22 protein-coding genes are annotated in these 20,574 nt (G+C 50.9%); all 22 read left to right on the forward strand.

Going from position 1 to position 20,574, the window contains the following annotated elements:
* The first annotated feature begins 1,140 nt into the window (after positions 1–1,140).
* The 22 genes from ndk (at position 1,141) to qcrB (ending at position 20,563) form a co-directional block, all read left to right on the forward strand.
* Positions 1,141–1,584, forward strand: coding sequence for a nucleoside-diphosphate kinase (gene ndk, locus L6H65_RS21400; RefSeq protein WP_236344802.1), 444 nt, complete (start codon positions 1,141–1,143; stop codon positions 1,582–1,584).
* 44 nt (positions 1,585–1,628) lie between these two features.
* A complete protein-coding gene (locus tag L6H65_RS21405) occupies positions 1,629–2,414 on the forward strand; it encodes a CheR family methyltransferase (RefSeq protein WP_236344803.1) in 786 nt (261 codons plus the stop codon).
* A gap of 63 nt (positions 2,415–2,477) precedes the next feature.
* Positions 2,478–2,645, forward strand: a complete 168-nt coding sequence (locus L6H65_RS21410) for a hypothetical protein (protein WP_236344804.1) — start codon at positions 2,478–2,480, stop codon at positions 2,643–2,645.
* A 301-nt stretch (positions 2,646–2,946) separates the two neighbouring features.
* Entirely contained in the window at positions 2,947–4,116 is a 1,170-nt protein-coding gene (gene aroC, locus L6H65_RS21415; RefSeq protein WP_236344805.1) for a chorismate synthase, read from the forward strand.
* A complete protein-coding gene (aroB, locus tag L6H65_RS21420) occupies positions 4,116–5,213 on the forward strand; it encodes a 3-dehydroquinate synthase (RefSeq protein ID WP_236344806.1) in 1,098 nt (365 codons plus the stop codon). The genes aroC and aroB overlap by 1 nt, the downstream gene beginning before the upstream one ends.
* A gap of 1 nt (position 5,214) precedes the next feature.
* Positions 5,215–5,583, forward strand: a complete 369-nt coding sequence (gene aroH / locus L6H65_RS21425; RefSeq protein ID WP_236344807.1) for a chorismate mutase — start codon at positions 5,215–5,217, stop codon at positions 5,581–5,583.
* Between the two features lie 332 nt (positions 5,584–5,915).
* Positions 5,916–7,466, forward strand: coding sequence for an anthranilate synthase component I (gene trpE / locus L6H65_RS21430; RefSeq protein ID WP_236344808.1), 1,551 nt, complete (start codon positions 5,916–5,918; stop codon positions 7,464–7,466).
* Positions 7,467–7,472: 6 nt separating this feature from the next.
* Complete coding sequence (gene trpD, locus L6H65_RS21435) at positions 7,473–8,519, forward strand: anthranilate phosphoribosyltransferase (protein WP_236344809.1); 1,047 nt, start codon at positions 7,473–7,475, stop codon at positions 8,517–8,519.
* Complete coding sequence (gene trpC / locus L6H65_RS21440) at positions 8,509–9,303, forward strand: indole-3-glycerol phosphate synthase TrpC (protein WP_236344810.1); 795 nt, start codon at positions 8,509–8,511, stop codon at positions 9,301–9,303. The genes trpD and trpC overlap by 11 nt, the downstream gene beginning before the upstream one ends.
* A complete protein-coding gene (locus L6H65_RS21445; RefSeq protein WP_236344811.1) occupies positions 9,303–10,013 on the forward strand; it encodes a phosphoribosylanthranilate isomerase in 711 nt (236 codons plus the stop codon). Before trpC ends, L6H65_RS21445 begins: the two co-directional genes overlap by 1 nt.
* Positions 10,010–11,215, forward strand: coding sequence for a tryptophan synthase subunit beta (gene trpB, locus L6H65_RS21450; protein WP_236344812.1), 1,206 nt, complete (start codon positions 10,010–10,012; stop codon positions 11,213–11,215). The genes L6H65_RS21445 and trpB overlap by 4 nt, the downstream gene beginning before the upstream one ends.
* Entirely contained in the window at positions 11,202–12,008 is an 807-nt protein-coding gene (gene trpA / locus L6H65_RS21455; protein ID WP_236344813.1) for a tryptophan synthase subunit alpha, read from the forward strand. Before trpB ends, trpA begins: the two co-directional genes overlap by 14 nt.
* A gap of 187 nt (positions 12,009–12,195) precedes the next feature.
* Positions 12,196–13,293, forward strand: a complete 1,098-nt coding sequence (hisC, locus tag L6H65_RS21460; protein ID WP_236344814.1) for a histidinol-phosphate transaminase — start codon at positions 12,196–12,198, stop codon at positions 13,291–13,293.
* A 4-nt stretch (positions 13,294–13,297) separates the two neighbouring features.
* The gene (locus L6H65_RS21465) at positions 13,298–14,389 is read left to right on the forward strand and encodes a prephenate dehydrogenase (RefSeq protein ID WP_236344886.1); all 1,092 of its coding nucleotides are present in this window, start codon (positions 13,298–13,300) and stop codon (positions 14,387–14,389) included.
* Positions 14,390–14,894: 505 nt separating this feature from the next.
* Positions 14,895–15,491, forward strand: coding sequence for an RNA polymerase sigma factor (locus tag L6H65_RS21470; RefSeq protein WP_236344815.1), 597 nt, complete (start codon positions 14,895–14,897; stop codon positions 15,489–15,491).
* Positions 15,488–16,090 carry an anti-sigma factor family protein gene (locus tag L6H65_RS21475; protein ID WP_236344816.1) on the forward strand — a complete coding sequence of 201 codons (603 nt, stop codon included), beginning with the start codon at positions 15,488–15,490 and terminating at the stop codon, positions 16,088–16,090. Before L6H65_RS21470 ends, L6H65_RS21475 begins: the two co-directional genes overlap by 4 nt.
* A 25-nt stretch (positions 16,091–16,115) precedes the next feature.
* Positions 16,116–16,706 (forward strand): histidine phosphatase family protein, encoded by a 591-nt coding sequence (locus L6H65_RS21480; RefSeq protein ID WP_236344817.1) that lies wholly within the window; start codon positions 16,116–16,118, stop codon positions 16,704–16,706.
* Positions 16,707–16,840: 134 nt separating this feature from the next.
* Complete coding sequence (locus L6H65_RS21485; RefSeq protein WP_236344818.1) at positions 16,841–18,052, forward strand: hypothetical protein; 1,212 nt, start codon at positions 16,841–16,843, stop codon at positions 18,050–18,052.
* Positions 18,053–18,343: 291 nt separating this feature from the next.
* Entirely contained in the window at positions 18,344–18,526 is a 183-nt protein-coding gene (locus L6H65_RS21490; RefSeq protein ID WP_236344820.1) for an IDEAL domain-containing protein, read from the forward strand.
* 154 nt (positions 18,527–18,680) lie between these two features.
* Entirely contained in the window at positions 18,681–19,103 is a 423-nt protein-coding gene (locus tag L6H65_RS21495; RefSeq protein WP_236344822.1) for a DUF2487 family protein, read from the forward strand.
* Positions 19,104–19,349: 246 nt separating this feature from the next.
* A complete protein-coding gene (locus L6H65_RS21500) occupies positions 19,350–19,874 on the forward strand; it encodes a Rieske (2Fe-2S) protein (RefSeq protein WP_236344824.1) in 525 nt (174 codons plus the stop codon).
* A 17-nt stretch (positions 19,875–19,891) separates the two neighbouring features.
* Complete coding sequence (gene qcrB / locus L6H65_RS21505; protein WP_219870652.1) at positions 19,892–20,563, forward strand: menaquinol-cytochrome c reductase cytochrome b subunit; 672 nt, start codon at positions 19,892–19,894, stop codon at positions 20,561–20,563.
* The last annotated feature ends 11 nt before the right edge of the window (positions 20,564–20,574 follow it).

Consider the following 20,574-nt stretch of genomic DNA (forward strand, 5'->3'; position numbering starts at 1 on the left):
CTACTCTCCCCTTCCTCCCCCCCACTAATAATTTGTAAGATAGAAAGGTCGATCGGACGTCTAGTGCTTGTCCGATCATCAGTCTTTTACTATCATTAAAGGATAGTTAAACCTTTTTGCTGCTGCAAGCATAGCAAGCCAAGCAAGCCAAGCAAGCCAAGCAACAAGCATTGCGAGCACTGCAAGCCAAGCAAGCATTGTAAGCCAAGCATAGCAACAAGCATTGCAAGTATTGCAAGCATTGCTTAACAGCTTGCCATCGCAACGCTCGATAGCACGGCGCTGAACTGTATTTACAGCTCTACCGCTGCCGCTGGGCAGCACGGCGCTGAACTGTAACTGCAGCTCTACGACAGTCGCTCGGCAGCACCTTGTTACGCCCTGATTGAAGATCCCAGTTGAAAACTAACTGGTAACAGCCTATTGTTATTGCGACTCTTTGGCTCGATTATATGGAAAAGCTCCCTGCTGATGAAATGCGCCTAATGGTGCAACAATACAGAAATTTAGAGGTAGTCAGTCCAGCTATTTCAATGCTACTATGGCGGAAGAATCACCTGTATTATTCAGTCTGCTGTGTAAGTCATTCGAGACATTCGCTATAAGGCGGAAATACCGCTTTACAGCACAAAAAAGTGGATTGAGTTGCGCTGTAAGCTTGAAAAACCTTCTTACAGATGACAATGTATCGTAGAATCGCCTTCTGCTGTAGCTATAAGGCGGAAATACCGCTTTACAGCACGGAAAAGTGGATTGAGTTGCGCTGTAAGCTTGAAAAACCTTCTTACAGATGACAACGTACGTAGAATCCCCTTCGGTTTTCATGGTTAGGCGGCTGAAATTGAGTCTGCCGATTAGCTGTTGTAAATAGGCTCGCTGAATACACATGTATAACAAGTCAATTTAAGTGGTTAGTCTTAAAGGATAAGCTGCTTTAATGGCGCCTTTTGGTTCGTTTCAGCTAAGCCCGAATGAATGAAGCTTATTTGGTTTGTTTTCTGTTCCAATGTGTCTACGCAGCTTGTAGGGTAATCCCAATTAATGAACAGCATGCTTGCGATGTGAGTTTTTGCTCGGCCGGATGGACAAGCTTTCATCCGGTCGGCAGGGCTCGCAAAAACTTTTGAGGAGGCAACTTCGATGGAAAGAACATTTTTGATGGTGAAGCCGGATGGGGTTCAACGTGGCTTGATTGGGGAGATTTTGTTGCGATTTGAACGTAAAGGTCTGCAGCTTGTTGCTGCAAAGCTGCTGCAAATTACGCCTGAGCTTGCTGAGAAGCATTATGCGGAGCATGTCGGCAAACCGTTCTATCCGCCGCTCGTTGACTTCATTACTTCAGGTCCGGTGTTCGCGATGGTTTGGCAAGGGGATAATGCGATCGCGCTGGCCCGTGCTCTCATCGGCAAAACAGACGCAATCGATGCAGCTCCAGGCACGATCCGCTCAGACTATGCTGTACATACTAATTTCAATCTCATCCATGGCTCAGATTCGCCAGAGAGCGCGAAGCGGGAAATCGGCATCTTTTTCTCTGATCATGAGCTGGTTCAATATGTGCAAACAATTCAACGATGGATTTAAGTTAATTTAAATCCAACTAAGAATTATCATCGGAGGAACCGCAGATGGAAGATGCAGATTTTAATGTTTTTGTAAAACGAATTAAAGAGAAGACTGCCATTGATCTCTCGCAATATAAAGAGGCCCAGATGAAACGCCGGCTTACGACGCTGCGGCTCAAGCATGGCTTTACGACCTTCGCCGCCTACTGGGATGCGATTGACAGGGACCTTAATCTCATGAATGAGTTTCTGGACCGCATGACGATTAATGTGTCCGAATTTTGGCGTAATCCCAGCCGCTGGGAAGCGATGGAGAAACGATTTCTGCCTGAGCTGCTCGCGACCCAAAGCCGCGTCAAGCTGTGGAGCGCAGCCTGTTCTACCGGCGAGGAGCCATACACGCTTGCAATGCTAGCCTCAGAGCTGGGGGGGCAGGATCGAACGTCCATTCTGGCGACGGATCTGGACAATATTGTGCTGGAAAAAGCAGCGCAAGGGGTATATCAGGAGCGCTCGGTTCGTGATGTGCCGCAATCCTATGCCCGCAAGTATCTGGTGAAGAAGGGTCATGACGGGATCGAGGTGTCCGGCGAGCTCAAGAAAATGATCTCTTTCAAGCAGCAAAATCTGCTGCATGATCCTTTTGGTCATGATTTTGATATTATCATTTGCCGTAATGTGATGATCTATTTCACTGAAGAAGCGAAGCATCTGCTGTATCAGAAATTTTCGAACGCCCTGCGTCCTGGCGGATTGCTCTTTGTCGGCAGTACGGAACAGATTTTTTCGCCTGCGCAATATAATTTCGAATCGATCGAAACGTTCTTCTACCGTCGCCGCGCGGACTGAGATGTATATCGTTTTCCATCTTCTCCAATACTATAGGGTAACAATGGGATTTGGAGGTACGTAATGGACAAACGCAAAGTAATTGCGGCATACCGGAGAGGTTTTATCAATGTCCGCGAATGCGCGCAAATATTAGGCATTGACATCGGCCAAATATCAGGCTTGATCAATGATCCTTACCTGATTGCCGATCCACAGACTTTGCGGAGCAGCCAATCCGTAAACGGATAACCTTGTTCAACCTGAAGCTGTCCTCTGCACGCTGTCATTACGGTGCTCGGGGCAGCTTCTTTTTACATGCTCAAGGGTTGCGATGGCTGCTGAATTTCTTGTCAAACAGGCAAGGCTATACTATAATGAGCAAAGACATTTGGGCAGAGTTACATATTCGGACAACCGATAGCGGCACGCGGCGCAATTAGACACAGCAGCAGTACTGCCGCAGCCGATGCTTGGCTTATAATATTAAATTACGAGACAGAGGCCGTTCATATAGGAACGGCATCTGTTTACGCATGGGAGGCGCAATTACGTGAGTTTACGTTATTTGACAGCAGGGGAGACGCATGGCCCGCAGCTAACGGCCATTATAGAAGGATTGCCAAGCAATTTGCAATTGGATTTTGAGGAGCTGAATTTCCAGCTGCACCGTCGCCAGAAGGGCCACGGGCGCGGGAGACGGATGCAAATTGAGAAGGATACGGCGAATATTGTCGGCGGCGTGCGCCACGGCAAGACGACGGGCGCTCCAGTTGCGCTCATCGTGGCCAATAACGATTGGAAGCATTGGACAAGCGTTATGAATATCGAGCCGATTGAAGGCAGCGATGAGGATAAGCGCAGAGTACACCGCCCGCGTCCAGGCCATGCGGATCTGAACGGCGGCTTGAAGTATAATTTGAAGGATCTGCGCAATGTGCTGGAGCGCTCCAGCGCGCGTGAGACTGCTGCTCGTGTAGCTGTTGGAGCTGTAGCGCGTCAATTTCTGGCGAACTTCGGCATCAAGGTTGCAGGTCAGGTTATCCGAATCGGCGATATTGAAGCGCCTGCGAATGCTCTGCCCGTTGATGAGCTGATCCGCTTGACGGAGGAATCGTCCGTTCGTGTCGTTGACAAGGCGACGGAAGAGAAGATGACTGCTTATATCGATCAGATTAAGGCTGAAGGCGACTCCATCGGAGGCGTTGTGGAATGTATCGTTGAAGGCGTTCCGGTCGGTCTGGGCAGCCATGTCCAGTATGACCGCAAGCTTGACGGCCGCATTGCGCAAGCTGTCGTCTCTATCAATGCATTCAAGGGCTGCGAGATCGGGATCGGCTTTGAAGCTGGCATACTGCGCGGCTCGCAGGTCCATGATGAGATTATGTACACGGAGGATCGCGGGTTTTACCGCGCCAGCAATCGTCTCGGCGGCTTTGAAGGCGGTATGACCAATGGCGAGCAAATCGTCGTAAGAGGCGTTATGAAGCCGATTCCGACGCTGTACAAGCCATTGCAAAGCGTAGATATCGATACGAAGGAGCCATTCACCGCTCAGGTTGAGCGTTCGGACAGCTGTGCCGTACCTGCGGCAAGTGTTGTTATGGAGCATGTCGTAGCTTGGGAAGTAGCGAAGGCGTTTCTGGAGAAATTCGGCGGCGATTCCATGGAGGAAATCCGTGCCAACTACGATAACTATTTGACGCAAATGGGGCGGTACTAGTGCGTGAGGTGACGGTTGAATTAGGCGAGCGCTCTTACCCGATCTATATCGGGGAAGGACTTATTGAAGAGGCCGGAACGTATTTCACCAAGCATGAGATCAGCAAGAAGTCGCCGCTTTTGATTGTTACGGACGAGAATGTCGCGAAGCGGCATTTGGCAAAGCTGGAGTCGGCGCTCACGACTGCCGGCTTCCAGGTGCACAGCGCTGTAGTCCCGCCAGGAGAGAAATCGAAGTCGTTGTCTGTCTTTGAGGATCTCGTAACGAAAGGGCTGGAATGCGGTCTTGACCGCAAATCGGCAATCGTCGCTCTTGGCGGCGGTGTTGTCGGTGATCTTGCCGGATATGTTGCTGCCGCCTATATGAGAGGAATCAAGTTCATTCAGATCCCGACGACGATTCTTGCTCATGACAGCAGCGTAGGAGGCAAGGTTGCTGTCAACCATCCTCTAGCCAAAAATATTATCGGCGCGTTCCATCAGCCTGAGCTTGTGCTCTATGATCTTGCAACGCTGCAAACGCTGCCCCAGCGAGATGTCAAAGCTGGATTGTCCGAAGTGATCAAGCATGGCTTGATCTGGGATGCGGCGTTTACAGCTTGGGTGGACGATAATGCGGAACGTTTGCTCGCGCTTGATCCAGAGGCGCTTGGCTATGCGTTATCGATAGGCTGCGGCATTAAGGCGCAGGTGGTTTCGAAGGATGAGCGCGAGAACGACCTGCGGATGATCCTCAATCTGGGTCACACGATCGGACATGCGCTTGAAGCTGTCGCCGGATATAATGAGCTGCTGCACGGTGAGGCAATCTCCATCGGCATGGTCGGTTCCGCCAGACTCGGCGTGAAGCTCGGTGCGCCTCAGGAAGTCTATGACGTGACCAAAAGAGTACTCTCCCGTCTAGGGCTGCCGGTTCAATTGCCACAGCATTTGGACACGGATGCGATCATGGAAGCGATGCTGCACGACAAGAAGTTCTCGGAAGGAACGATGGTCTTCGTCGTTCCAACAGCTATTGGGCAAGTGGAAATTAACAAATCCGTCTCTACGGAGCTCGTAAGAGAGATTGTGGAGCAATTGAAACAGGAGGCCGTTTAACATGAGTGTTCGGGGAATTCGCGGCGCAATTACAGTAGATGTTAATGAAGAGGGGCCGATCCTCCAGGCAACTGTCGAAATGCTGACGGATATCATCAATGCGAACAGCATTGCGCCTCACGATATTTGCAGTGTTTTCGTAACGGTTACCGGCGATTTGGACACAACCTTCCCGGCACGAGCTATTCGTCAGATGGAAGGCTGGGAGCTAGTCCCGCTCATGTGCGCGCTTGAAGTGCCGGTTAAGGGCAGCCTGGAAAAATGTATCCGCCTGATGGTTCTCGTTAATACGGACAAGTCCCAAGATGAGATCGAGCATATTTATTTGGGCGGCGCACAGGCGCTGCGGCCAGATCTGACTAAAGCATAAGTATAAGCAGGGGCTTCAAGTCAGGTTGACGGATAGATAGACCTGAGGTATAGTATGTGTAATTAACATGTAAGAGCAGAGCAGAGTTGAGCCCAGCAAGTTAGCGTTCGTGTAACTTGAGATGAGATGAGTAGAGCTGAGTTGTAGTGAAGAATAAACCGAGTTCATAGGTCATGAATGGGAATCGCGCTGCTGCATGCAGTCATGCGCAATGTATTCCATCATGCTTTGAATTTGTGTTCCAGCACTCATGTACCATCTTCTGATATGCACACGGACACTCCTGCTGCGGCAGGAGTTTTTTTATTCCCAAAATAGAGGAGAGAGCGAGCATGAATCAAGAGCTGCAGCAAGTCATCAAGCTTGCGGGTACGTACAATCTCATTCCGATCGTCCGTCATGTGATGGCGGATACGGAGACGCCGATTCGGCTGTTTCAGCATTTTTACCGGGAGCGCCGCGCATTTCTACTTGAAAGTGTTGAGGGCGGGGTCAAATGGGCGCGTTATTCGTTCATCGGGACAGATCCCTTCATGCTCATTCAAGGCAAGAACGGTGAGATGCACATCGAGCAGCAGGGTGAAGTCAAGACGCTGAGAGAGAAGCCGCTAGAGCTGCTGAAGGAGCATTTGCGTTCGTTCCGCAGTCCCTCTATTCCTGAGCTGCCGCCATTCACAGGCGGGGCCATCGGTTTCTTCGGCTACGATCTGCTGCAATATTATGAGAAGCTGCCAGCGCATCGCATCGATGACTTGAACATGAATGATATGCAGTTTATGTTCTGCGATCAGATTATTGTTTTTGACCATTTCAAGCAGCAGATTCAAATCATCGGCAACGTGCATATTGGGGAAGGCGCTGTGGAAAATGATATTGCAGCCGCTTATGACCGCGCATTGTCCAAGATCGAGGCGACGATCGAACGTATTCAGCAGCCGCTGCCGACTGCGATTATGGCTGGAGGCGCGATACCGACTAACCCTGAGCTTGGCGAGGTTCAGTCGAATGTGACGAAAGAGCAATTTATCGCCAATGTGGACAAGGCGAAGGAATATATTCGCGCCGGGGATATTTTTCAAGTGGTGCTCTCCCAGCGCTTCAGTATTGAGACGACTGTTGATCCGCTTCATGTCTATCGAGTGCTGCGAACGATGAATCCATCGCCTTATATGTATTACTTGAAGATGGACGATGAGATTATTGTCGGCACATCGCCGGAAGCGCTCGTCAAGGTGGATGGTGATGTTGTCGAGACCCGTCCTATCGCGGGGACACGTCCTCGCGGAGCGACGGAGGAAGAGGATTTGGCGCTTGAGAAGGAGCTGCTGGCCGATGAGAAGGAATGCGCAGAGCATCTGATGCTTGTCGATCTCGGCCGGAACGATATTGGCCGGGTGTCTGAATTCGGAACGGTTCGTTGTGATTCTTACATGGATATCGAACGTTATTCGCATGTGATGCATATCGTCTCCAACGTTTCCGGCAAGCTTCACAAGGATAAGGATTTCTTTGATGCCTTCGTCTCCTGCATGCCAGCAGGCACGGTATCAGGCGCTCCCAAGCTTCGCGCGATGGAAATTATCGCAGAGCTTGAGAATGAAGCGAGAGGCCCTTATGCAGGTGCGATCGGTTATCTCGGCTTCGCCGGCAGCCTTAATACATGTATTACGATTCGAACGATTGTGTTCAAGAACGGAAGAGCCTATGTGCAGGCGGGCGCCGGAATCGTCTGGGATTCAGTGCCGGAGAGTGAATATACGGAAACGGTCAATAAAGCAATGGCGAGTCTTAAAGCGATTCGTGCCGCAGAGGCTATATTCGCAGCGCCGGAGCGCAGAAGCACGATGATTAATTCCGATTACTATGCAGGGGCGAAGGGATGAGCCGTGATGACCATTGAAACGATGACGATGCAGCGCGCGCTTGCGACCATTATTAGCGGTCAAGACCTGACTCGCGGGGAAGCGCGTGATGTGATGGAAATTATTATGAGCGGCGAGGCTACGGGCGCTCAGATTGGCGCAGTTGCTACCGCGCTTCGGATGAAAGGCGAGACAAAGGACGAAATTACGGGCTTCGCCGAAACGATGCGGGCACATTCCGCACATGTGCATACCGAGCAGCAAGGTTTGCTCGATACTTGTGGGACAGGCGGCTCCGGCATTCATAAGTTCAACATCTCGACGGCTTCATCGATGATTGCAGCCGCGGCAGGTGTGCGGGTAGCGAAGCATGGCAACCGCGCCATGTCGGGCAAGGCTGGCAGCGCCGATGTGCTGGAAGCGCTCGGCGTCAATATTTCGCTGACCGCTGACCAAGCCGCACGCTGTCTGGAATCCATCGGCATCTGCTTTATGTTCGCCCAGCTGTATCATCCATCGTTGAAGCATGCTGCCGGACCCCGCCGCGAGCTTGGCGTTCGGACAATCTTCAATATGCTGGGACCGCTGACGAATCCTGCAGGTGCGGATCGTCAGCTGCTCGGACTATATGACCGTTCCCGAACAGAGGTCGTCGCACAGGTGCTTAGCGACCTTGGACTCAAGCGGGCGATGGTTGTGAGCAGCCATGATGGCTTGGACGAGATCAGCATCTCGGCGCCAACCCAGATCTCCGAGCTGCGCGATGGCGTTGTCCGTACGTTCGACATTGCTCCGGATGAGCTTGGATTAGCTGTTCGGCCGATCGATGAGGTGACTGGCGGCGATGCAGCTGTGAATGCATCTATTATCCATGGTATATTCGCTGGCAATGAACGGGGAGCCTATCGGGATATCGTGCTTGCTAACGCAGGCGCATGCATATATGTTGGAGGTGCGGCAGAATCACTTCGTGATGGCGTAGAGCTTGCCGCATCTATGATTGATTCAGGCAAAGCTGCAGCCAAGCTGCAGCAATTGATTGCGACGACAGGAGAGGTAGCCCATGTTTCTTGATAAGATCGTAGCTTCCAAACGCAAAGAAGTCGATGACCTATCCGAGAATTTCTCGATTCAGGAATATGAACGAATCATTGCAGGCTTGGCCCCGTGCAGAGGCTTCGAGCGTGCGCTGACGAACAACCCGAATCGCTCGCTCGGATTAATAGCAGAGGTGAAGAAGGCATCCCCTTCCAAAGGGCTGATTCGCCCTGATTTCCATCCTGTAGAGCTGGCGCAAACCTATAAGGCAGCGGGAGCGGACTGCATTTCCGTTCTTACTGATGTTGATTATTTTCAAGGCAAGAATGAATATCTGACCGCGATTCATGAAGCGGTGGACCTGCCGCTGCTGCGCAAGGATTTTATCATCGACTATCGTCAAGTGTATGAAGCGCGTGTCATCGGTGCAGATGCGGTACTGCTCATTGCCGCCATTCTTCGTCCGTCCCAGCTCTCAGAGCTGTATGATCTGGCGAAGTCGCTCGGTCTGGATGTGCTTGTCGAGGTGCATGACCGCGAGGAGCTGGAGACGGTTCTCGGCCATGGCAAATCAACGCTGATCGGCATCAACAATCGAAATCTGCAAACGTTCGAAACGGATCTGACGACGACGGAGAAGCTGATTGACCTCATTCCGGCTGGTATTACAGTTATTAGCGAGAGCGCAATTGCGAAGCCTGAGGACATTGCTTATCTGCAGTCGGTCGGTGCGAAAGGCGTGCTTATCGGAGAGCATTTCATGCGCCAACAGGATATAGGGGCTGCTGTCGACCAATTGATGGGACCGGTGAAGGGCTAATGAGCGCAGCGGAAACGCATTCGACCCGTGTGAAAATATGCGGTCTGCGTGACGTCGAGACGATTCGCGCGATGAATGGGCTGCCCGTCGATGAGCTGGGCTTCATGTTCGCGGGGAGCAAGCGCCAGGTATCCCCTGAGCTTGCTGCGGAATTGATCGCGGAAGCGGGCAAGCTGCGCTCGCCAGCCGGTCATGCGCCGCGTATGGTAGGCGTATTCGTGAACGGGGAGCTGGAGCAGCTGCGAGAGCTGCTCGCCATCGCACCGCTCGATGTCATTCAATTGCATGGCGAGGAGACGCCTGCAATCTGTGCGGCAATCAAGTCCCAATTGGGTATTGAAGTATGGAAGGTATTCTCTGCTACTGGCGAAGATCATGTGCCTGCCTCTGATGGAGGCGAGCCGCTTGTTATTGCCGGCTCGGCTCGGCTGGCCCGTTATGGCGGTACTGTCGATGCTGTTCTTATTGATACGGCGGGCGGCGGCACGGGACGAACCTTTGATTGGTCCGTTATTGACAGCTATGTGGAAGCGGCAAAGGATATCGGCGTGCCTTTATATGTAGCAGGAGGCTTGCATCCAGACAATGTCTCCGAATTGCTGGAAGCCTATGCCCCGAGCGGTGTGGACGTATCCAGCGGTGTAGAGACGGACGGCTGGAAGGATACGAACAAGATTCGACATTTTGTAGAAAGGGTGAAACGCAAATGAATCAGGTTCCAGATATTAACGGTCGCTTCGGTAAATTCGGAGGCCGATATGTACCGGAAACATTGATGAACGCGCTGCTGGAATTAGAAGAGGCTTACAAGCATTATTCGAAGGACCCTGAATTTATTGCCGAGGTCCACTATTTATTGAAGCAATATTCCGGTCGTCCGACATCGCTTTATTATGCGGAGCGTCTGTCGAAGCATCTTGGCGGAGCCAAGATCTATCTCAAGCGTGAAGACCTGAATCATACGGGCGCGCACAAAATCAACAATACGATCGGCCAGGGACTGCTGGCCAAACGAATGGGCAAAACCAAAATCATTGCTGAAACAGGCGCTGGCCAGCATGGCGTTGCTTCTGCAACGGTAGCAGCTCTGCTTGGCATGGAATGCAAGGTGTTCATGGGCGAGGAGGATACGAAGCGGCAGGAGCTGAACGTATTCCGAATGAAGCTTCTCGGCGCAGAGGTCGTACCTGTAATGTCAGGCACACGCACGCTTAAGGATGCATGCAACGAAACGCTGCGGTATTGGGTCAGCCATGTGGAAGATACGTATTACATTCTCGGCTCTGTTACAGGGCCGCATCCTTATCCGATGATTGTTCGTGATTTTCAGCGCATTATCGGAGACGAGGCGCGCGAGCAGATTCAGAGCGAAGCGGGACGGTTGCCGGATTATGTAGTCGCTGCTGTAGGCGGCGGCAGCAATGCAATCGGCATTTTCTATCCTTTTGTCAATGATGAAAGTGTTAAGCTTGTCGGTGTGGAAGCAGCAGGCAGCGGTATTGATACGGAGGAGCATGCGGCAACGATGACCAAGGGCCGCCACGGAGTATTCCAGGGCTCCCTGAGCTATGTGCTGCAGGACGAGTATGGTCAAGTGCTTCCGGCTCACTCGATATCAGCGGGTCTCGATTATCCGGGAATCGGTCCTGAGCATGCTTATTTGAAGGATACAGGACGTGCGGAATATGTACCGATTACAGATGCCGAGGCGCTGGAAGCGCTGCAGCTGTTGTCCCGTACGGAAGGCATTATTCCTGCATTAGAATCATCCCATGCCATTGCACAGGTGATGAAGCTGGCGCCAACGCTGGATACCGAGCAAATTATCGTTGTCAGTCTGTCAGGGCGCGGGGACAAAGATGTGCAGTCGATCATGGGTTATTTGGGAGGTTCGGATCATGAATCGCATTGATGCGGTATTCCAGGAGCTTCGCGAAGGGGGCTCCACAGCTCTTATTCCATTCATTACGATTGGCGATCCTGATCTTGATACCTCCGTCGAGATCATACAGGCGCTTGAGCAGGCTGGCGCTCATATGATTGAATTGGGTGTGCCTTACTCCGATCCGCTTGCGGACGGCCCTGTCATTCAACGCGCATCAGAGCGGGCCTTGAAGCATAAGGTTACGCTTGTTGATTGCATTCAAACCGCAGAGAATGCCCGCAATGCAGGCGTCAAGCTGCCATTCATTCTGTTTACTTATTATAATCCGGTGCTGCAATTCGGGCTGGACCGTTTCTTCTCCTTAGTAGTAGAGAAGGGGATTAGCGGTCTAATCATTCCAGATCTTCCGATCGAGGAGGATGCTGAAGTGCGTGCCAAGGCGGAGGAGAACAACATTCATCTGATTCCGCTTGTGGCGCCGACCTCGCATGAACGCGTTGCTCATATTGCGAGCAAAGCGCGCGGCTTTGTTTATTGCGTGTCCTCACTGGGCGTTACGGGCGAGCGTGCGGATTTCCATAAAGGGATTGAAGCTTTCCTGTCGGCCGTACGCGAGGCAACGACGACTCCGATTGCTGTTGGCTTCGGCATATCGAGCCGGGAGCAGGTGCAGCGGTTCGAAGGTCAGGTGGACGGCGTCATTGTCGGCAGCGCGATCGTGCGCAAGATCGAGGAAATGGTTCCGCTTCTGCAATCGCCTGCTACGAAGCAGGAGGGCTTAGAGGGGATCAGAGCATTCGTCAGCCAATTGAAAGGCTAACCACATACGTATAACGAACGGGAAAGCTCTTCATTCGGCACAGGCCGGTAATGAAGAGCTTTCCCGTTTGTACAGTAGCTGCGGACTGCTGTTATGGAAAAACAACTTTTCAACGTCTTTCAGTTATGAGACAATTAAGAGCAGCACATAAGGTGCAAGAAAAGTCATTGTCATGAGGTGAATGCAGGTGAAACCGAAACAAAGCATTATCCATCTGCCTGTTTATCAGCCTGGTAAACCGGTTGAGGAAGTGAAGCGCGAGCTTGGGCTGAAGGATGTCATCAAACTCGCTTCCAATGAGAATCCGTTCGGATGTTCAGAACAGGCCAAAGTGGCTATACAGAATGAGATCGCAAGTTCAAGCATTTATCCCGACAGCTTCAGTGCGGCTCTGACCTCTGCTGTTGCCGGTCATTTAGGCGTGGAGCGCAACCAGTTAATTTTTGGCGCTGGATCGGATGAGGTTATTCTGATGCTGGCCCGCGCGTATATTTCGCCTGGCGATGAAACGATTATGGCGGACGAGACATTCCCGCAATACAAGCATAATTCCGAAATTGAAGGTGCTGTAATTATTGAAGTGCCGCTTAAGGACGGGACACATGATCTGGATGCGATGCTCGCCAAAGTAACAGAGCGGACGAAGATCATCTGGATCTGCAATCCTAACAATCCAACAGGAACCATTGTCCGTCAGGACGAGCTGATCGCGTTTCTGCGCAAGGTGCCGAGCAGCGTTATTGTCGCGTTGGATGAAGCGTACTACGAGTTTGTTACTGATGCGGCTTATCCCGACAGCGTAGCGCTCATTCAGCAATTCAACAATGTGATTGTGCTGCGTACATTCTCGAAGATATATGGACTGGCTGCGCTGCGTGTCGGATATGGTGTTGGTCACGCTGATCTTATTCATTATGTGAATCAGGTGCGAGAGCCGTTTAATACGACCAGATTCGGGCAAGCTGCAGCGGCAGCTGCAATCGGGGATCAGATCTTCATGCAGAGCTGCAAAGACCGCAATTCCGAAGGCAGAAGCTATCTGTGCGAAGCGTTCGACCGTTTGAGTCTGCCCTACTTTGAGCCGCATGGCAATTTTGTTTTGGTGGATACAGGGCTGCCTTCCAAGCAGGTGTTTGATGCGTTGCTGCGGAAGGGTATTATCGCAAGAGCGCGGTGGACCTATTATCCGACGCATCTAAGAATTACGGTAGGCAGCATGGAGCAGAACGAGAAGTTTATTCAGGCGCTGGAAGAAGTGCTGGAAGAAGCGGCGGTGCTTGGTTGACATTATGACAAAAATTGCGATATTCGGAGTTGGCCTGATCGGCGGTTCTCTCGCGCTCTGCTTCAAGGGCAAGCCGGGGATTACCGTTGTCGGCCATTCCATACGTGAATCATCCGTTGCCAAATATGTGGACAGAGGCGTTGTCGACTATGCGACAACGTCCTTGCGTGAAGCGGCTGAAGACGCGGATTTTATATTTCTATGCGTTCCTGTAGGGAACCTGACGCAATACGTTCGCGAGCTGAGCGAGCTGGAATTGAAGCCGGGATGCATCATAACCGATGTCGGCAGCACGAAAGCTTCAGTAGCGGCTTGCGCGAGAGGCTTGGGCTTGAAGGGCATAACGTTTATAGGCGGACATCCTATGGCAGGCTCGGAGCGCTCTGGTGTTGAAGCAGCGTCCTCCCATCTGTTCGAGAACGCCTTCTATGTGCTGACACCGGAGGTGGGAACATCGGATGCGGAGCTCGGCAGACTGACAGAGCTGCTTAAGCTGACCAAGGCGCATATTGTGCATGTCCATCCGGAAGAGCATGACGAGATCGTTGGCGCGATCAGCCATTTGCCGCATATTATTGCGGTTGCGCTCGTCAATCAGATTCGCCGATACCATGCATCCAATGAGCTGTATGGCACTTTGGCGGCAGGAGGCTTCCGCGATATTACGAGAATCGCCTCCAGCGATCCCGTTGTGTGGCGCGACATTCTTGTCAACAACAGAGGAGTACTGCTGGGGCTGTTGAAGGATTGGCAGGAAGAGACCGCTCACTTTATTGAAATGCTGGAGAAGGAAGACGGTGAGGGCATTGAGCAGGCCTTTATGGAATCCGGTCAATTCCGCAGCCAGCTTCCTGAGCGGCGCAAAGGAATGATCCATTCGATCTATGAATGTTATGTGGATGTCCCGGATCATCCCGGTATTATTGGCCGCATAGCGACAGAGCTTGGCAACAGCCGGATCAATCTTAGCAACATTCATGTAATCGAGAGCAGAGAGGATGTTCCTGGTGTGCTGAGGCTTTCATTCCGGACGCAGGATGACCTTGATCAAGCAGTGGATAAGCTGGGCGAAAACGGATTTTCTGTGCATTATTGAGGCGAACGGCCATATTTTTAAATAATCAGTTGGAATAATGTAAACGCTTATTGACAAAATGAAAACGTATACATATAATAAAAGTACAGTATGGTTTCTCTCCACTCCTATCCAAATCTTCGCATTTTATGCGGACCGCCTTTTGAAGGCGGTTTTTTTTTTGCGCATGGAATTGCAACTAAAGGCGGCCCTCTGTCGTCTAATTTAGACTGGGCATTTACTCCATACGCTTTTACCATGACTATTCCGCCAAGGACTGTAAAAACAGGAAATAAAGTCCCCCCTATTTATAAGCGGCTGTGATACAATACGGGTAGCTAAATGTTGATGAGCTGGAGGAGCGGTGTCGAAAAAAGCAGGATTATGGTTGTGTTTCTCGAATTTACTTATTGATCAAATAGATGCTTTCGTTTTTTTTAAAATCGATCGCGCAACTTTTTTCTCCCGGCTCGGTACAATAGTATACGAACCGGGTACACTCCGAAGGCCAGGAGGGTCGCCCGCGATGACCGATTCTCAGTTAATACGTGAAATAAAAGACGGTAACGTACAGCTTTATTCGGAACTGATGCGGCGCTACCAACGTAAAATCCTAGCTTTTATCTACCATATGCTGAAGAGCGCGAAGCTGGAGCTCTTGGCAGAGGATTTATGCTCGGAAACGTTTTACAAGACGTATCGCAGTTTGCACTCGTTCCGGGAAGTAGATGCTTCCTTCTCCACATGGCTGTATACAATCGCTCGCAATACGGTGCTTAGCGAGCTGCGCAAGCAAAAGACAGGCAATGTTTCGCTTGAAGACGCCGGTGTCATACCGGTTGCGCCTTCCGATTCCACACCCGAGCAGGCTTTGCTGCGGAATGAACGGATGACGATGGTTAGAGAGGCGATTAACAGCTTGCCTGAGAAACAACGTTCAGCGCTTATTTTGCGGGAATATGATCAGCTAGACTACCAGGAAATTGCAGGAATTCTGGGTCAGACGGTCAGCTCCGTCAAGTCGCTCTTGTTTCGTGCGCGCAGCAGCGTAAAGCTGCAACTGGAACCGTATTTTGGTGATTCGCCAGTGCCGGAAGAATACGAGGAGATGAAAACGCGATGAAATGCCTCGAGGTTCAACAATCGCTCGGCGCCTATTGGGATTTGTCCGAGAGCGATGCGGAACGATTAGGAATTGACCAACATCTTGAAACCTGCGAGTCATGCAGGGAGGAATTCCGCATATGGGAAGAGAGCGAGCTACTCATTCGCAGTTTTTCGATGGACGGGGACGAGTTTACGCCTGTTGATGATATGAACCGCGATGTGATGGACCGCATCTACGCTGAGCAAGCCTGGTATATGCCGGTTGCAAGCCGGAGCTATCAATTCACCAGAACGTTCCGCCGCAATATTACCGCAACAATCGCCTGCTGTTTGGCGATGTTTGTATGTGGTCTATTCTATATATTAACGAGCAGCAATGACGGCTCCTCGTCACAGGTTGTGAAGCTCACGGGTCTTCTGGAAACAGCTAATGCTACCGGCGACAACGCGCTAATAAGCGCCGATTTCTATGCCGATGTGCCAGTAGCGAGCATTAGCGACCCGCTGGTGCTTAATGTTGTGCCAACGATACCGCAATATTGGGTTGCGCTTTCCCTGCTTGGTATGATTATGACGCTTCTAATTCTTAACTGGTTTACCCGAACACGAAACTAGAACAGGAAGAAAGAAGGGAATTTCTTTGCAGATCGGACTAATTCGGCATGGCAAGACGGACTGGAATGCGCTGGGCAAGATTCAAGGCCAGACGGATACACCGCTCAATGCAGAGGGCATCAGACAGGCGCAAGCATTGGCGGAGCGGCTTAGCCGCGAGACGATGAAATGGGATGCTGTTATATCCAGTGATCTGATGCGGGCCAACGAGACGGCGCGAATTATTGCGCAAACGCTGCAAATTCCGCTGCTGGACAGTGACGCAAGGTTAAGGGAACGGTATTTCGGAGAAATTGAAGGGACGACAGAAGCAGAGCGCCTTGCTCGCTGGGGACCGGATTGGCGCAGAAGCAATAGCGGCCAGGAAACGGATGAACAGGTGAGAAGCCGTGCGCTTGCCTTCGTAAATGAGATCGCTGCCCGTCAGCCGAGCGAGCGTCTGCTAGTTGTCTCGCATGGCAGCCTGCTTGCCCAGCTTATGAAGGGAATGTGCGGCGAGCTGGAAGATAAGCCGATATTGAACATGTCGTTCTCGATTATGGAGCGGGACGGCGAAAGCTGGAAGCCGTTGCTGCATAATTGTACGCTTCATTTGGAGCATTCTGCTCAGGTTTAAACTTATCCATACTGAAAGCCGCTGGTCGCATTTATGCGATCAGCGGCTTTTTTCTGTTGACTGGTTATAAAATTCAGCAATGTTCCCATAATGGTAGTAAACCTGCTGGACCGAACGGGAATGGAGGAAGTGACATGAATTTGGCGGATATGCTGAGTTATACGGATATCGGACAATTAAGCAGAATTGCTGCGGCATACCGCTGCGAATGCAATGGCAATTCGAAGAATGAATTGATTCAGTCCATTCTGTCTACGATTACACGTCGAGATGTATTTGAGTCGCAGGTAGGCTCTATGGGGCTGGAGGATTTGCGATTTATGAATTCTCTGCTGTTTGATTCCAGGGATTCATTCAGTCTGGAGGAGCTGCTGGCGCGGGTTCAACAGAGCAAGTTTCCCAGCTCAGGTACTATAGACTCTGAGCATGCGCCTGTGAATCCGCCCCCGCAGGAGCCAGTCATGATCAAGAAAAATGTGAAGCGTTCGAAGCCAGTGAAAGAGAAGGCTGTCACTGAATCAGGACCACGTGAGACGATATCCCGGTTTAAGCAGTTCGGGTGGCTCTTCAACGGCTACTCTGGTCCAGATCGGTATTTGTTTCAAATCCCCAAGGATTTGAAGGACCGCTTCAAGGAAGTGATGGAGCGCAGGCTGTCGGCGCAGGTGAAGGGTCCACGCGAAGAACCGCATGCGTATCGTGACGAGCAGGGGCTGCTGGGCGAGGATGTGACGGAGCTGCTAACCTATGTTCATCATAATGAAATCCAGCTGACAGCTGAAGGAATCATGTACAAGCGCAATATTATGCAGCTATTGGAGCGTCTTGGCGTGCAGGAGCGGGTTCCGGTTCGAGGAGAGTGGCGGTTTGGCTACGGCAGACATATCAATGATTATCCTAACCGCATGTCATTGCTCTATGATTATTGTTATTACAAGGGATGGCTGTCGGAATCAAGCTCCCGGCTGCTTCTGACTGCTGCAGGGGCTGCGCGGCAAGAGGAGCGGTCGGTTGAAGCGCCGGACAAGCTGTATCGGTTCTGGCTGCGGCTGTACAGGGGAGCCATTCCCAATGTAAGAGCGCTGGTGCATTGGATTGATCGACTGTCGCAGCAGTGGGCCAGCATGGAGACGATGAGGTCTGCACTGCTTCCCTATATTAAACCGTTCTACTACGATGAACCGGAGCCGATCTTCGACCAGCGGTTAATTGCAATGATGATGCACCTGGGCCTGCTGCGAATCGGAGAGCATGCGGAGCATGGCAGCGTTATTCGTATGACGCCGATTGGACGCAGTATCGTTGCAGGCTTCAATATTGACGATGACGCTATTATGATACGCTAGTCAGCTGCGTTCTTGAAAACTAGGCGTTAACATATTCATTCTAATTGAAGGCTATCGTCTTGCGCTGTGCCCGCTGAGATGAATATGCTTTAGTAGGAGCCGGTTCGTGCATCACGTACTGAAATAAAGAATATTTGAACCCTATGCGCTTCACTTGACTCGCTTGCCGATGTCGTCAAGAGAATGCCCGATGATAATCTATTGCGAATAAGAGAGACGATTGAAGACTGCCTGGCGATAAGGAAACGGATATGGATCACTTAAACTTCGTGTTGGAGGTGTATCTATCCTATGGATCAAATGAAGGTGACTTATGAAGTGATGCTCGGTCTTGCTGCTGAGATGGTATTGGACGAAGCGGTGTTCAAGTTTCGTTCCGACAAATTGTATCAAGCCATTGACAAGGCGCTGGCAGTTGGCGATAAAGATACGTTCTGTCGGCTAACAGAGGAACTGAAAACTTTGTATGCTTAGCAAGTATGTTGTCAGGGTAATGAAAACGGCCTGCTGCTGTTCGGATGATTGTCCGAAAAGTGGAAGCGGGCCGTTTTTTTGTGCAGCGTAATGTGATAGGATAATAGTATCTTTGCTAATAATCAACAGAAGAAGCACAAGGACGGGTGGAATAATGAAATTCAGCGACCTATCGCCCCAGCAGTGGGCAGAGCTGCAGCCTTATCTGGACACGGCAGTTATTCCTTATACCGGCTTATCAGGCGGGGAAATGCCTTATGAAGCGACAGAAGCGCTGGAGAAGCTGCGTGATGTTCTGGATCTGATTGAAATCCCTTTCAAAGGAAGAATCGTTACATATCCCGCCAACCATTATGGCGCATGGGACAGCGGTGGAGTCGCACAGGCGGCGGCTATGAGTCTTAAGCTGAAGCAATGCGGCTTCAAATTTATAGTGATTGTCGCAGCGTTTTCTGTAGAAGAGGGGGCGGCGTCACAGGTTAACGCAGACCTGATTGTCAGTTTGAAGCAGGACGGAGCAATGCCTGAGGGGGCTGAAGTCAATGATGCGGTTCGCATGATGTGGCTTGGACGATAGTGACATCAAATGACGATCTCTGCATAACGAGGCTGATCTTAGGGAAAAACAAAGTCCAGACAGTGTCAATTGTGACAAAATGATAACAAATAGTGCTGCGCTTTTTGTTCCGATAAGCAAATTAGTCGCCATATTCTTGACGCTCTATATCACCTAGGCTATTATAGGTAATGTCCTAGTTCGTCGTACGTATTGCCTTCTCCGGCAAGACGCAAGATATGGCTCGCAAAGGGGGTAGAATAGAAGATGAGTAACCACGAACATCACGAAGATACCGGGAATAAGCCAGTTAAACGCAGCGGATTGTCAAGGCGGCAGTTTTTGTCGTATACACTCGGTGGAGCTGGAGCATTTATGGCTGCTGGTATGTCGCTGCCGATGATTCGTTTCGCGGTAGATCCAATCCTAAAGAAGAAAGTCGGCGGCACGTGGATCAAAGTCGTCGAGGAAAACAAAATAACAAACGATCCCCAAGAGTTCAAATTCAACATTCACCAGGTAGATGGATGGTATGTGAGCGATCCCGAGCTCTCTGCATGGATTTCCAAGGATAACTCGGGCAATTACTTTGCACTGTCGCCAGTGTGCAAGCATCTCGGCTGTACGATCAGCTGGAGCTCGGATATTTATATTTGTCCGTGCCACAATGCCCACTACACGAAAGACGGCGAGAATTTGACTGTTGCTCCAAAGCCGCTTGATGAATACGATTTGAAGATTGACAATGGTTGGGTCTATCTCGGACCAATCAAAGCAAATACGCGGGTATAAGGAGGGTGTAAGCTCAGATGTTAAAAGGTGTATACAATTGGATCGATGAACGTCTTGATATTACGCCAATGTGGAGGGACGTGGCGGATCACGAGGTGCCTGAGCACGTCAACCCTGCGCACCACTTCTCCGCGTTCGTGTATTGCTTTGGCGGTCTGACTTTTTTTATCACGGTTATTCAAATCTTGTCGGGCATGTTCCTGACGATGTATTTTGTGCCGGATATCATTAATGCCTATAAGAGTGTTGATTACCTGCAGCATAAAGTCGCGTTCGGCGGCATCGTGCGCGGTATGCATCACTGGGGCGCAAGCTTGGTAATCGTTATGATGTTCCTTCATACGCTTCGCGTATTTTTCACCGGCTCCTACAAGGCGCCTCGTGAAATGAACTGGGTTGTCGGCATGCTGATCTTCTTCATTATGCTGGGCCTTGGCTTTACCGGCTATTTGCTTCCTTGGGATAACAAAGCTTACTTTGCGACCAAGGTTGGTATTCAGATCGCTGAATCAGTACCGTATATCGGGGTTTATATTAAAGAGTTGATGCAGGGCGGAGAGATCGTCGGTGCAGAGACGCTGACGCGCTTTTTCGCGATTCACGTTTTCTTCTTGCCAGGCGCACTTCTTGCTCTTCTGGCCGCGCATTTCTTCATGATCCGGAAGCAAGGTATTTCGGGACCACTATAAGCCGAAAGGAG

It is taken from the genome of Paenibacillus plantiphilus (genome assembly GCF_927798095.1).
In the GTDB taxonomy this organism is placed as follows: Bacteria; Bacillota; Bacilli; order Paenibacillales; family Paenibacillaceae; genus Paenibacillus_Z; species Paenibacillus_Z plantiphilus.

What these genes read in the sequence shown, in the direction of transcription:
- L6H65_RS21485 (WP_236344818.1), top strand. Translation starts at nt 16,841, where the DNA reads ATGAATTTGGCGGATATGCTGAGTTATACGGATATCGGACAATTAAGC.
- L6H65_RS21470 (WP_236344815.1), top strand. Translation starts at nt 14,895, where the DNA reads ATGACCGATTCTCAGTTAATACGTGAAATAAAAGACGGTAACGTACAG.
- L6H65_RS21475 (WP_236344816.1), top strand. Translation starts at nt 15,488, where the DNA reads ATGAAATGCCTCGAGGTTCAACAATCGCTCGGCGCCTATTGGGATTTG.
- trpC (WP_236344810.1), top strand. Translation starts at nt 8,509, where the DNA reads ATGTTTCTTGATAAGATCGTAGCTTCCAAACGCAAAGAAGTCGATGAC.
- L6H65_RS21490 (WP_236344820.1), top strand. Translation starts at nt 18,344, where the DNA reads ATGGATCAAATGAAGGTGACTTATGAAGTGATGCTCGGTCTTGCTGCT.
- trpE (WP_236344808.1), top strand. Translation starts at nt 5,916, where the DNA reads ATGAATCAAGAGCTGCAGCAAGTCATCAAGCTTGCGGGTACGTACAAT.
- L6H65_RS21410 (WP_236344804.1), top strand. Translation starts at nt 2,478, where the DNA reads ATGGACAAACGCAAAGTAATTGCGGCATACCGGAGAGGTTTTATCAAT.
- trpB (WP_236344812.1), top strand. Translation starts at nt 10,010, where the DNA reads ATGAATCAGGTTCCAGATATTAACGGTCGCTTCGGTAAATTCGGAGGC.
- L6H65_RS21500 (WP_236344824.1), top strand. Translation starts at nt 19,350, where the DNA reads ATGAGTAACCACGAACATCACGAAGATACCGGGAATAAGCCAGTTAAA.
- L6H65_RS21465 (WP_236344886.1), top strand. Translation starts at nt 13,298, where the DNA reads ATGACAAAAATTGCGATATTCGGAGTTGGCCTGATCGGCGGTTCTCTC.
- ndk (WP_236344802.1), top strand. Translation starts at nt 1,141, where the DNA reads ATGGAAAGAACATTTTTGATGGTGAAGCCGGATGGGGTTCAACGTGGC.
- qcrB (WP_219870652.1), top strand. Translation starts at nt 19,892, where the DNA reads ATGTTAAAAGGTGTATACAATTGGATCGATGAACGTCTTGATATTACG.
- L6H65_RS21405 (WP_236344803.1), top strand. Translation starts at nt 1,629, where the DNA reads ATGGAAGATGCAGATTTTAATGTTTTTGTAAAACGAATTAAAGAGAAG.
- trpA (WP_236344813.1), top strand. Translation starts at nt 11,202, where the DNA reads ATGAATCGCATTGATGCGGTATTCCAGGAGCTTCGCGAAGGGGGCTCC.
- L6H65_RS21495 (WP_236344822.1), top strand. Translation starts at nt 18,681, where the DNA reads ATGAAATTCAGCGACCTATCGCCCCAGCAGTGGGCAGAGCTGCAGCCT.
- trpD (WP_236344809.1), top strand. Translation starts at nt 7,473, where the DNA reads ATGACCATTGAAACGATGACGATGCAGCGCGCGCTTGCGACCATTATT.
- aroH (WP_236344807.1), top strand. Translation starts at nt 5,215, where the DNA reads ATGAGTGTTCGGGGAATTCGCGGCGCAATTACAGTAGATGTTAATGAA.
- L6H65_RS21445 (WP_236344811.1), top strand. Translation starts at nt 9,303, where the DNA reads ATGAGCGCAGCGGAAACGCATTCGACCCGTGTGAAAATATGCGGTCTG.